Source organism: Burkholderia sp. Bp9031 (genome assembly GCF_003857965.1).
In the GTDB taxonomy this organism is placed as follows: Bacteria; Pseudomonadota; Gammaproteobacteria; order Burkholderiales; family Burkholderiaceae; genus Burkholderia; species Burkholderia ambifaria_A.
On the sequence record NZ_QTPW01000001.1, the window covers coordinates 41,800 to 53,914 of the forward strand.

Here is a 12,115-nt window from a genome sequence, read left to right on the forward strand (position 1 = left end):
CGATTCCGGCGCTCGGGGCGCGAGCGCTCCATTGCGAGTCGCGCAAGAGTGCGTCACACGGCGTTCACAAACCGTTGCCGCAGCCGGATGCCATGCGTTTTCGCCGGCGGTACGGTGTGCGATGCGAGGTTGCCGCGCATGCCGTGTCGCGCATTGACAACACGCGTGGCGTTGGCACGGGAGTTGATCGCGGCACCGCGTGCGCGGAGAATGGGCAGTCCTAGTTCATCATCCGGAGACACCCATGGCCATGCCTCGCCGACCGTCCTTCAGTGCCGCGCTGTGCTATCGCGACCCGAAAGGCGCATTGGACTGGCTCGAACGCGCATTCGGTTTCGAGCGCTCGATCGTCGTCACCACGCCGGAAGGCGACATCGCGCATGCCGAAATGAAATTCGGCGACGGCCTCGTCACGCTCGGCGGCGCATGGGCCGACTTCATCGCATCGCCGCAAGACACCGGCGACCGCAACACGCAGAGCGTCCATGTGCACCTTCCTGCCGACGCGGATATCGACGCGCATTGCGAGCATGCGCGTGCTGCCGGCGCGGAGATTCTGCAGGCGCCGGCCGACCAGTTCTACGGCGATCGCACGTATCGCGCCCGCGACCCTGGCCGGCATGTGTGGATATTCGGCAAACACGTGCGCGACGTGACGAACGACGAGATGAGCGCGGCGACCGGCCTGAAGATCGAAGACTTCAACTGAGCGCCGCACACATCACCCGCAGCGCTTTTCCCCACCACGCGGCGCACCGGCGCCGCACGACGCACTGGACCTACATGAACCTCTTCAATGCACGCCTGCGCGGCCGCGACGGGCTGTTCACGATCGGCATCGATGGCGACAGGTTCGCGCGAATCGACGCGCAAACCGCGCCGATAGCGCCGGCCGGCGCTGACGATCTCGACGCGGGCGGCCGCCTCGCGATTGCGCCGCTCGTCGAGCCGCATATCCACCTCGATGCCGTGCTCACGGCCGGCGAGCCGGCCTGGAACATGAGCGGCACGCTGTTCGAGGGGATCGAGCGCTGGTCCGAGCGCAAGGCGACCATCACGCACGAGGACACGAAGACGCGTGCGCATGCGGCAATCGGCATGCTGCGCGATCACGGCATCCAGCACGTGCGCACCCATGTCGACGTCACCGATCCGACGCTCGCTGCGCTGAAGGCGATGCTCGAAGTGAAGGACGAGGCGCGCGGGCTGATCGACCTGCAGATCGTCGCGTTTCCGCAGGAGGGCATCGAGTCGTTCGACGGCGGCCGTGCGCTGATGGAGCAGGCGATCGATCTCGGTGCGGACGTCGTCGGCGGGATCCCGCATTTCGAGAACACGCGCGAGCAGGGCGTCAGCTCGATCCGCTTCCTGATGGAACTGGCCGAGCGCACCGGCTGCCTCGTCGACGTGCATTGCGACGAGACCGACGATCCGCATTCACGCTTTCTCGAAGTGCTCGCGGAAGAAGCCCGGGTGCGCGGGATGGGCGCGCGCGTGACGGCCAGCCACACGACCGCAATGGGCTCGTACGACAACGCGTACTGCTCGAAGCTGTTCCGGTTGCTGAAGCGCGCGGGTCTCAACTTCGTCTCGTGCCCGACCGAGAGCATCCATCTGCAGGGGCGTTTCGACACGTTTCCGAAGCGGCGCGGGCTCACGCGCGTCGCGGAGCTCGATCGCGCGGGCCTGAACGTGTGCTTCGGGCAGGATTCGATCAAGGATCCGTGGTATCCGCTCGGCAACGGCAATATCCTGCGCGTGCTCGACGCCGGCCTGCACATCTGCCACATGATGGGCTACCAGGACCTGCAGCGCTGCCTCGACTTCGTGACCGATCACAGCGCGACGACGATGCATCTCGGCGACGGTTACGGGATCGCCGTCGGGCGGCCGGCGAACCTCGTCGTGCTCGACGCGGACAGCGACTACGAAGCCGTGCGCCGGCAGGCGAAGGCCACGCTGTCGGTTCGCCGCGGGAGGGTGATCATGCGGCGCGAGCCGGAGCGCGTCACGTATCCGGAGTGAGAGCGGCGGGTCGGGAGGCGGCATGCATCGTCGAGGGACGGTCATGTGCGGGCTGCCGCCCGACGTGAGATTGATCACCGCGTCCGTCTGCGCCTTGATACGTGGCAAGAATTCGGCGAACACTGCCGGATCCTGCGTTGGCTTGCCGTCCGACGGGTTGCGCGCGTGCAGGTGCAGGATCGCGGCACCGGCCTGAGCAGCCGCGACGGCGGCTGTCTCGATCTGATGCGCCGTCACGGGCAGGTACGGCGACATCGACGGTGTGTGGATCGCGCCGGTCGGCGCGCAGGTGATGATGACTTTGCGAGCGTTTGCCACGGATGGATTCCTTACGGTGAGCGATGCAGGAGGCGTCAGAGCACTTCGACGTTGCCGCAGACGGAGATCTGCCATGCCCGCCCGGCGAGCACAGGAACAGCGCGGTCGCGGCGATTTCGGCCGGATCCGTCATGCGTCGCAGCGAGATCTTCTCGAGATAGCGCTTTTCCATCTCGTCGTAGCCGGTGCCGAGCTGCTGCGCGCGCGCCTCGATTACGCGGCGCATCCGCAGGCCGCGCACGATGCCGGGCTGGATCGCATTCACGCGGATGCCGAGCGGCCCGAGCTCGATCGCGAGGCTTTTCACGAGACCGACGACCGCCCACTTGGTTGCCGCGTACGGCGTGCGGAACGCGTAGCCGAGCCGCCCCGGGACCGACGACAGCGCGATGATCGCGCCGCCGTGCCGCGTGTTACGCAGTAGCGGCACCGCGCGCCGCGCGAACTGGAATCGCGCGTTCAGGTTGATCGCAACCGTCTGCTCCCACTGCGCCGGGTCGATTTCGTCGATGCCGCCCGTCGGGCCCGCGATGCCTGCGTTGTTGACCGGCACGTCGAGGCCGCCGAGCATCGCCGCGACATCCGCGAACACGCGCTCGACCGCGGCCGGATCGGCTACGTCGGCCAGCGCCGCACTGATCGCGGTGCGCGACGGCCGGTCGGCCAGCGCCGCGATCACGGCTTGCGATGCATCGCACACATGGACGCGCGCGCCGCAGTCGGCGAACGTGTCGGCGATCTCGAGACCGATGCCCGAGGCTCCACCCGTCACGAGGACGCGCAGGCCGTCATAGGGTTTCAGCAGGTCGGAAGCTGTCATGCCGGGTAGTCTCCGTCGTTGAAGTTATCGGGTGCGGCGTCGCTCGTGGGCTGGCTGCCGCGAAATTCTGCTGCTACGGCTTTGCGTTCACGCGCCGCGGGGATTGCTCGGCCCGCAGCGTCGCAGCGAGATCATGCGCGGCGCCGCCGATGTCGAGCGCGATGCCGGCACGCACGCCGGCGCCGTCGAGCCGTTCGAGCGCATCGACGATCGCGCGGTGCGCGTCCATCGAACGCCGCATGTGCGGGAAATCGAGCGCGACCATGTTGAGGAACGGTCCGACACGCATCCACAGGTTCTCGACGATCGCCAGCGTGCTTTCACTCGCGCCGTGCGCGTAGATCGCGCTGTGGAACGCGAAATTGCTCTGCAGGTACGCGCGTGAACGGGGCCGGCCTCGGCCTGTGCCTGCATCGTCGCGCAGGTCTTGCGCACGGCGGCGATCTGCGCGTCGGTCATCCGCGCGCAGGCACGTTCGGCGATGCAACCTTCGAGAGCGATCCGCACGTCGCGCAGTTCGTCGAGCATGTCGAGCGTCATCGGCGGCACGACGAGCGCGCGGTTCGGGCCGTCGACCAGCGCGCGTTCGGCGTGCAGCCGCGCAAGCGCGGCGCGCACAGGCATCGTCGACGAACCGACCGCCTCGGCGACGCTGCGCAGGCTCAGCGCCTGGCCGGGCGCGAAGCGGCCGCTCATCAGCGCTTCGCGCAGTTGCTGGTAGACCTTTTCGGCCATCGTTGCCGATTCGATTGCTTTCAGTGCGGGCGGGACGATACGGGGTGCCAAGGCGGGTTCTCCTGGGTTTGATCTGCGAGCTGTGATCACACTTGTGATGTGCGAAGTGATGTCGATCGGGCAACGGGAGTCAAGGTGGTCGGCGTTGGGGAAAACGAGGGGGAGGTGATACGCGAAGCGGCTTGCGGGTCCGTGCTGCCGCGACCGCCGTCATTACAAAAAACTTTCACTTCGTGCATCATCACGTTCGAGTTCGAGGGCCGCGAGGGGATTCGGAAGGCGCCAGCAATTGCGATTTTCCGATGGTGTTTCCTCCAATCGAATTCATTCCAACAACAAGGAGCCATAGTGAAACGACCGTCATTTGCCGTCGCATGGGCGGCATCTCAGCGAATCTACGATTCGGCCAATTCCGGCGAGCGTGTTGCGAAAGTGATAGGTGGATACGTTGAGAAAAACATCTACAATCCGAGCCCGACAGAGCGATGGAGCAATACGTGCGCGGTGAGGATGAGCTACATCCTCGGCGAGGCCGGCATGGTGATTCCCCGTATTCCTGGACAAACGGTATCGGGCGGAGACAATCGGCAATACTTTTTTCGTGTCAGGGACTTGATCCGCTTTCTCGAGCAACGGTGGGGAAGGCCGAGGGTGTCAAGTATCCGCCTTCGAACGGCGGACCACTCGCGGCCCGACAGGGCGTCATCCTGTTCGAGGTGTCGGGGTGGAGCGATGCACAGGGCCACGCCACGCTGTTTAACGGACGTACGTGTTACGACCACTGCTATTTCAACGAACCGGGCGCACGGTATCGTACGGATCGCGCGAATTTTTGGAGTTTGTCATGAAGAGAACCCGGCTCGCAATCATGCTGGCGTGCGTTGCGATTCAACCGGCGATGGTTTCAGGGAGAGAGGCTCACGCCTCGCCGGAGGCTGGCTCACGGACCTATCTCCAGAACTTCAAGGACATGGTGCTCGCGGAGTGCCTGGCTACTGCTTACAAGCAGGCGCCGGATGTCGGCAAGGATATCGGTAGCAGCGTCAATGCGTTGCGCGACTGGACCTACTACGACATGGAGCGTGCGTCAGATGTCGTTCATGCGCTGGTGGCGAAGTACCTTGCACGCGATTACCGGAATCCGGCTGTCGAATCGGAAATCAAGGACGTAAAATTCGACTTCCTGAAGTGCATGGACCTGTATCACGGCAAGGAACTGGACGCTGCCACGAAGAAGCTCGTCCTGCGCCCGAACAGCACGTATCGGGCCGAAAACCCGCGCTAGTCCGCAGGCGCCGCAGCGGCGGAATCCGAACATCGCCATCCGCGCCCCGATCGTGCAGAATCGAACCCCCGATTCCCGCCGACGGATGCCGCATGACCGATCCGAACGACCTGTCCGCCCGCCACACCTACACCACCTTCGCGCAACGCTACGCCGACGTCGCGCCGACCAAGGCGCACAACGCGCTCTACGAGCGGCCGGCCCCTCAGCGCACCGGCTCGTCGGTGAGCGTGCCGAGAAACGCTTCGATATCCTTGATGTCCTGCGCGGTCATCGCCGGCTTGTCGCCGGGTTTGCGGTCGAACGGCGCATCGGTCACGTCGACGTTCGCGCGGTACTTCACCGGAATATCGTCGTATTCATCGACCTTGCCGTCCGCACCGCGCGAATAGAACTTCTGCGGCGAGATGCTGCGCTCGTTGTAGAACGCCATCACCTGATCGAGCGTATGGAACACGCCGTTGTGGAAGAACACCTGGCGCGTCGCGGCGTTGCGCAGCGTCGGCGTGAGGAACATCCCGCAATACTGCGTCTGGTCCTTCAGATCCTCGCGGAACGGCCCGCACACGCCGAGATCGTAGAACGCCGGATTGCGGTTCTGCGCGAGCGACTGGTTGCGCGGCGCGCCGAGCGCCTCGTACTGATAGTCGGTAAACATCGGCGGCAGGCCGTCCTTGCCGGGCTTCGACAGATGGCAGCCCGCGCAATTCGCCTTGTCCGGATCGTTGAAGAGCCGCAGCCCGCGCAACTCGGCCTGCGTCAGGCGCGCGCGGCCCTCGAGCCAGCGGTCGTACTTGCTGTTGTACGGATGGAACGACGGATCCTCGACCTGATAGCGCGCGATCGCGAACATCGCCTCCGACACCAGAAGCTGCGGGCTGGAGAACACGCGCGCGCCGAACAACTGCTCGAACTGCGCGCGATGCGACGGTTGCGCGAGCTTGCGTGCGACGTCGTCGATGTTCGCATTCGCCATCTCGACCGGATTCAGCAGCGGTCCGAACGCCTGCTGCTGCAGCGTATCGGCGCGGCCGTCCCAGAACATCCCGCCCTGCGGCACGAGCTGCGGCGCGGCCGACGTGCCGGCCACCTTCTGCGCCTTGACGACACCGGCCGCGGATGCGGCCTGCTGCGCGATGCTCGGCGCGGCATCGTTTTCGCCGGCATCGGGGCCGATGCTGAAGTTCGGCTGACGGTACAGGTACATCAGCGATTGCGGCGGCCGAAACCCGTGTTGCGTCATCACGAGGCCGCCCGGCTGGACGTCCAGCGCGTTCGGCGGCCCGTACGCATGATCGGGGCTATGGCAGGACGCGCACGACTGCTTGCCGGATGCCGACAGCGACGGATCGAAGAACAGCGCGCGCCCGAGCTGCGCAACCGCGGAAAGCGGCTGCGCGGCCGGGCGCTGCAGCACGACCGGATGCGGATTCGCGCCGGTCCAGTCGGCGACGACGTCGCCGATCGCCGCGGGTACCCGCGCGGGGAATGCGACCGCGAACGCGCCATAGGCAAGCACGGCCGCGCCGGTCACGAAGGCCGCGCGGCGCAGCAGGCGGGCAGGGGAACGCGGCGCGGCGGCGCCGGATGCGTCGGGAGACGAGAACGCGGGACGAGCTGTCATGCTGTCGGTCGAAAGTCGGGCGCCGTGTACAGGCGGCGCATTAAATGGAAAGGGCCGGCGCACGATGCGCCGGCCTGCTGCTTGCTGCTACCGGTTACGCAATGCCGGTCAGATCGCCGGCGCCGCGCTCAGCACGGTGCCTTGCGTCGGATCGAGATACAGCGGTGCCGTATTCGGCTTCGACGAGAAGTCGAACAGCCCGCGCAGGTCGCCTGCCGTCGCATCGAACGAACCGCCGCCGATGCGTTGGCCGCCGAGCCAGTTGTCCTCGATGAAGCGCACGACGGATGCCTGGTCGATCATCGTGTGGTCGACGTAGTTCTGCTTCGCATACGGCGAGATCACGACCAGCGGGATGCGCACGCCCGGGCCGCAGCGGCCGTTCACGGTGCCGCCGTTCAGGCCGGTGGTGCCGCCCGAACCGCATTTGCCGTTGCCGTTCAGTTGGTCGACCGCGTCGGACGACGAACGGGTCGGTGCCGTGTACACGTGGTCGTACCAGCCGTCCGAGTCGTCATAGGTGACGATCACGGCCGTGTTCTGCCAGTCGGGCTGCTGCTGCAGGAAGTTGACGACCTTCGTCACGAACGCCTGCTCGTCGAGCGGGTCCGAGTAGCCCGCGTGCGCATCCTGCGCGGCCGGCGCCTTCAGGAAGCTGACCGACGGGAAGTTGCCGGCCTTCACGGCCGCGAAGAAGTCGTCGCTGTCGTACTGGTGGTTCGCCGGCTCGGCCGTCTTGCCGTCGGCTTCGAGGCTCGACCCGATCGCCGCAACCGAGCTCGGGCGCGTGTGCTGCGGGTTCGCGGTCGACGCGTAGTACTGGAACCAGTTGTGGTGCGGGATGTAGTCGGCCGTCGCGGCGTTCACGGCGGTGGCGATCATGCTGCGCGCGCAACCCGTCGTGCCGTTGCCGTTGGTCGTCGACAGGTTGAAGCCGCCCATGAAGCCGCCCCACGTGATCTTCGCGCCGTTCAGCAGGTCGCCGATGTTCTTGCCGCTCATCATCGCCTGGTCGGTCGTGCTCGAGCACACGTCGTAGCCCGGGTCGACGTCGTTGATCATCGTGAGACCGCCCTGGCCGTCGTTGATGTAGTACGAGCTGGCGGCGAGCGTCGACGGCTGCTTTGACGTCTTGACGATCTGCATCCCGTTGGTCTGGCCCGACACGACGTTCAGCGCGCCCGGCGTCGACGGGCCGTAGACCGTCGTATATGCGTTGTCGCTCATTGCGAAGCGCTGCGCGTAGTTCCACAGCGCGGTGACGGTGTTGCCGTCGAAGTAGCCCATCACCTGGCCCTTCGTGCCGAACGCGCCGGCGCCGCCCGACGAGGCTTTGCCCGTGTATTTCGGGAACAGGTCGGCGAGGCCGTTGTCTTCGGCCTGCTCCTCGGCCGTGTACGCATGGTTCTGGTCGGCGGTTGCCGCTTGCGTGCGATCGAGGCGGAACGGGTTCGCGGCGTCGGTGCCGTTGGCCGTGTTCGTGAAGTTCGGGTTCGCGGTGAGCAGCGTGCCCGTCAGCCCGTTGATCGTCGGCGTGCCGGATTTCGCGGTGAACGCCGGTTCGCCCGACGGGTTCGTCGCATTCGGGTAGGTGCCGAAGTAGTGGTCGAACGACACGTTTTCGCCGTAGATCACGACGACGTGCTTGATCGGCGTGGCGGTCTTCAGCGCATCCTGCGACGACACGGCGGGTGTCGACGTGGGATCGTCGCTGCCGCCGCAGGCGAACAGCGCGAGCGTTGCGGCTGCGCAGGCGGTGACGAGCAAGGCTTGACGGAACATCGGGAAACTCCAGGTAGGTGTTCGATGGTGGAGGTCGGCCCCGTCGCCGTGTCGGTTCGGCGCGGAGCTCGTTGATAGAGCACCGGCATTGAAACAGCCCGGTATGAAGATATGGGGGCGGAGCGGTTTCGCGAGGATTGCGCCGCGGTATCGATTTCATTACGACGCGCGGCGGAGCGAAAGAAAGCGGAAAGGAACGCTGCGGATGCCACCTGGGCGACACATTCGGCGGCGTGTGCGGTCGTTGCCGCGAATGCCGCGCGGGGCGGGCCGCAGCGCGCGGCGGGCCGGTTCGCCCGCGACGTCGCGCCACGCACGTTTTTGACAATCGGGTGACGCATTCATACGATGATCGGCCCGCGGCGACGATTTCGCGTTGCCGGCCGTCAGCGAGTATTCAACGTGCCGATTCCCGTTCTGTTTGCCGTCCTGTGCGCCGCGTTCCTGCATGCGTCATGGAATGCGCTCGTGCGCAGCAGCGGCGACCGGCTGCGCTCGGCCACGGTGCTGCAAATCGCGATCGGGCTGTTCGCGCTGCTGTTCCTGCCTGCCGCCGCGCCGATCACGCCCGCGAGCTGGACGTGCGTCGTCGCGTCGGCGGTGATCCACGTCGTCTATACGCTGCTGCTGGTGCGCGCGTACGAGCACGGCGACCTGACGGTCGCGTATCCGGTCGCGCGCGGCACCGCACCGCTGCTCGTCACGCTGGGCGCGGCGGCGTTCGCGGGCGAGCGCCTGAACGCGGGCGCGCAATGCGGACTCGTGCTGATCTGCGCCGGCATCATGGCGATCGGGCTCGAGCGCGGGCGCGGCGCGCAGCACCGGATGACGCAAGTGTTGCCGACCGCGTTCGCGACCGGCGTATCGATCGCCACGTACAGCGTCGTCGATGGGATCGGCGTGCGGGAAAGCGGCAGCACGGTCGGCTATACCGCGTGGATGTTCGTGCTGACCGCGCTGTTGATGGCCGCGTACTACCGGCTGCGCGCGGGGCCGCTGCGGCTCACGCGGGACGTCGGGGAAACGGCGAAAGCCGCATGCGGCGGCGTATTCGCGGCGCTTGCGTACGGGATCGTGATCTGGGCGATGGATCGCGCACCGATGGGCCCGGTGTCGGCGCTGCGCGAAACGAGCGTGGTGTTCGCCGCGCTGATCGCGCGCGCGTATCTCGGCGAGCGGCTGACGCGGCGTCGCGCGGGCGGGTGCCTCGTGATTGCTTCGGGCGCGCTGCTGATCGGCGCGTTCGAGGCGGTGCGGTGAGCACGGCTGCCGAGCGCGCTGCCCGGGGTGTCGTGCGGCAGCGCTTCAGCCTTCCACCGGCATCGCACTCGTGCACTTGATTTCGTCGAGACACACGCTCGAATGCACGCCGCTCACGCCGGGAATGCGCATCAGCGTTTCGAGCAGGAACGTGGAGAGCCCCTTCAGGTCGCGCGCGACGACCTTCAGCACGTAGTCGATATCGCCCGTTACCGAGAAACATTCCTGGATCTGCGCGAGATCCGACACGAGTTTCTGGAACTTCGACAGGTCGCGGATATGCCCGCGCTCCATCGTCACGTGCACGAACGCGGTGACGCCGAACCCGAGCGTATCGGGGCACAGACGGGTTTCGTAGCGGCGGATCGCGCCGATCTCCTCCAGCCGGCGGTGGCGCCGCAGCGTCTGCGCGGGCGACAGGCCGACGGCCTTCGCCAGGTCGAGGTTCGACGCGCGGCCGTTCTCCTGCAACACCGACAGCAGGTGGCGATCGATGCGATCGAGAACCGGTTCAGGCATTTTTGTTTCCTCATCTGTCTCCCGGACGCAATCTTATCTCATAATGTAGGGTTTGCATGAGCGGGTTACGCAACCCGATTTCACGGTCGCGACGCTAAACTGACGCCGGATTTTCGTGTGCGTCCGCAGCAATGCGGACGAGGGCGACGGTCGGCGTCCGGTATGGCGGGCCTGCCGACAGGCATCGGGCATCGCCGCGCGAAGATTGCAGTCCCCAACCCGGCGGCTCCACGAACGGCTGCCGGCACAGCAAAACAGCGCCCGGCACACCGAGGCGCGCCGCACCGCTTCCGGCGGAGGCGGGCAGAATGGAGAAGACATGGTTTCTGGAAACGAGAAGGACGGCCTGAAGCGGGGGCTGAAGAACCGGCACATCCAGCTGATCGCGCTCGGCGGCGCGCTCGGCACGGGGCTGTTCCTCGGCATCGCGCAGACGATCAAGATGGCCGGCCCGTCCGTGCTGCTCGGCTACGCGGTGGCCGGCGTCGTCGCGTTCTTCATCATGCGCCAGCTCGGCGAGATGGTCGTCGACGAGCCGGTCGCCGGCTCGTTCAGCTACTTCGCCGACAAGTACGTCGGTCATTTCACCGGTTTCCTGTCCGGCTGGAACTATTGGGTGCTGTACATCCTCGTCAGCATGGCCGAGCTGTCGGCCGTCGGCATCTACGTGCAGTACTGGTGGCCCGGCGTGCCGACCTGGGTGTCGGCGCTGGTGTTCTTCGTCGCGATCAACCTGCTGAACCTGGCGAGCGTGAAGTCGTACGGCGAGACGGAATTCTGGTTCTCGATCATCAAGGTCGTCGCGATCGTCGGGATGATCGGCTTCGGCGGCTGGCTGCTCGCGAGCGGCCATGCCGGGCCGGAAGCGAGCATCGCGAACCTGTGGCAGCACGGCGGCTTCTTCCCGAACGGCGTATCGGGGCTCGTGATGTCGATGGCGGCGATCATGTTCTCGTTCGGCGGGCTGGAACTGATCGGCATCACCGCGGCCGAGGCCGACGATCCGAAGCGCAGCATTCCGCGCGCGACCAACCAGGTGATCTACCGGATCCTGATTTTCTACATCGGCGCGCTGGCGGTGCTGCTGTCGCTGTATCCGTGGGAGAAGGTCGTCACCGGCGGCAGCCCGTTCGTGCTGATCTTCCACGCGCTGAGCAGCAACCTGGTCGCGAACGTGCTGAACGTCGTCGTGCTGACGGCCGCGCTGTCGGTCTACAACAGCGGCGTGTACAGCAACAGCCGGATGCTGTTCGGCCTCGCGAAGCAGGGCAACGCGCCGAAGGTGCTGTGCTCGGTGAACAAGCGCGGCATTCCGCTCGCCGCGCTCGGCGCGTCGGCGCTCGCGACCGGCGCGTGTGTGCTGGTCAACTACTTCATGCCGGGCAAGGCGTTCGAGGTGCTGATGGGCCTCGTCGTGTCGGCGCTGATCATCAACTGGGCAATGATCACGCTGATCCACCTGAAATTCCGCCAGGCCAAGCGCATCGCGGGAGAGCAGACTTCCTTCCGCAGTCTGGGCTATCCTTTCACGAATTACCTGTGCCTGGCATTCATGGCCGGCATTCTCGTCGTGATGTACCTGACGCCGGATCTCCGTCTGTCGGTGTACCTGATTCCCGTATGGCTCGCGGTGCTCGCGATCGGGTATCGCTTCCGTCAGAAGAATGCGGGCTATGCGATTCGCGACGGCGCGTCCGCGCGCTGACACGGGCACCACGACCCTTCTTCCAAACGAGACCGACATAGC

Annotated in this window: 9 protein-coding genes and 4 pseudogenes; 7 read left to right on the forward strand and 6 right to left on the reverse strand. The window is 66.1% G+C overall.

What is annotated here, in order from left to right:
- Positions 1-244 precede the first annotated feature (244 nt).
- Both DIE15_RS00195 and codA read left to right on the forward strand, forming a co-directional pair.
- On the forward strand, positions 245-709 hold the full coding sequence (locus DIE15_RS00195; protein WP_124831877.1) for a VOC family protein: 465 nt from the start codon (positions 245-247) through the stop codon (positions 707-709).
- A 74-nt stretch (positions 710-783) separates the two neighbouring features.
- Positions 784-2,025 carry a cytosine deaminase gene (codA, locus tag DIE15_RS00200; protein WP_124831879.1) on the forward strand — a complete coding sequence of 414 codons (1,242 nt, stop codon included), beginning with the start codon at positions 784-786 and terminating at the stop codon, positions 2,023-2,025.
- Between the two features lie 18 nt (positions 2,026-2,043).
- Here codA and DIE15_RS00205 read toward each other — a convergent pair.
- The 3 pseudogenes from DIE15_RS00205 to DIE15_RS00215 all read right to left on the reverse strand — a co-directional run.
- Positions 2,044-2,343 (reverse strand): annotated as a pseudogene (locus DIE15_RS00205) (3-keto-5-aminohexanoate cleavage protein); the annotation flags it as partial.
- Positions 2,344-2,378: 35 nt separating this feature from the next.
- Positions 2,379-3,163, reverse strand: a pseudogene (locus DIE15_RS00210) (SDR family oxidoreductase).
- A 73-nt stretch (positions 3,164-3,236) separates the two neighbouring features.
- Positions 3,237-3,949 (reverse strand): annotated as a pseudogene (locus DIE15_RS00215) (GntR family transcriptional regulator).
- 486 nt (positions 3,950-4,435) lie between these two features.
- On the opposite strand from DIE15_RS00215, the pseudogene DIE15_RS37400 reads away from it, so the two are divergent.
- The 3 genes and pseudogenes from DIE15_RS37400 to DIE15_RS00225 all read left to right on the forward strand — a co-directional run.
- Positions 4,436-4,489, forward strand: a pseudogene (locus DIE15_RS37400) (cytoplasmic protein); the annotation flags it as partial.
- 125 nt (positions 4,490-4,614) lie between these two features.
- Entirely contained in the window at positions 4,615-4,746 is a 132-nt protein-coding gene (locus DIE15_RS37405) for a type VI secretion system amidase effector protein Tae4 (protein WP_239068207.1), read from the forward strand.
- Complete coding sequence (locus DIE15_RS00225) at positions 4,743-5,183, forward strand: type VI secretion system amidase immunity protein Tai4 (RefSeq protein WP_057927265.1); 441 nt, start codon at positions 4,743-4,745, stop codon at positions 5,181-5,183. The genes DIE15_RS37405 and DIE15_RS00225 overlap by 4 nt, the downstream gene beginning before the upstream one ends.
- Before the next feature lie 205 nt (positions 5,184-5,388).
- Here DIE15_RS00225 and DIE15_RS00235 read toward each other — a convergent pair whose 3' ends face one another.
- On the reverse strand, positions 5,389-6,807 hold the full coding sequence (locus DIE15_RS00235; RefSeq protein ID WP_124831881.1) for a cytochrome-c peroxidase: 1,419 nt from the start codon (positions 6,805-6,807) through the stop codon (positions 5,389-5,391).
- A gap of 108 nt (positions 6,808-6,915) precedes the next feature.
- Complete coding sequence (locus DIE15_RS00240) at positions 6,916-8,589, reverse strand: phospholipase C (RefSeq protein WP_124831883.1); 1,674 nt, start codon at positions 8,587-8,589, stop codon at positions 6,916-6,918.
- Positions 8,590-8,937: 348 nt separating this feature from the next.
- Between DIE15_RS00240 and DIE15_RS00250 the strand changes: the two genes are divergently transcribed.
- Positions 8,938-9,849, forward strand: coding sequence for an EamA family transporter (locus DIE15_RS00250; RefSeq protein ID WP_124831885.1), 912 nt, complete (start codon positions 8,938-8,940; stop codon positions 9,847-9,849).
- 45 nt (positions 9,850-9,894) lie between these two features.
- On the opposite strand, the gene DIE15_RS00255 is transcribed toward DIE15_RS00250, so the two are convergent.
- Complete coding sequence (locus DIE15_RS00255) at positions 9,895-10,368, reverse strand: Lrp/AsnC family transcriptional regulator (RefSeq protein ID WP_044843065.1); 474 nt, start codon at positions 10,366-10,368, stop codon at positions 9,895-9,897.
- Positions 10,369-10,687: 319 nt separating this feature from the next.
- On the opposite strand from DIE15_RS00255, the gene DIE15_RS00260 reads away from it, so the two are divergent.
- Positions 10,688-12,073, forward strand: coding sequence for an amino acid permease (locus tag DIE15_RS00260; protein ID WP_057927123.1), 1,386 nt, complete (start codon positions 10,688-10,690; stop codon positions 12,071-12,073).
- Positions 12,074-12,115 lie beyond the last annotated feature (42 nt).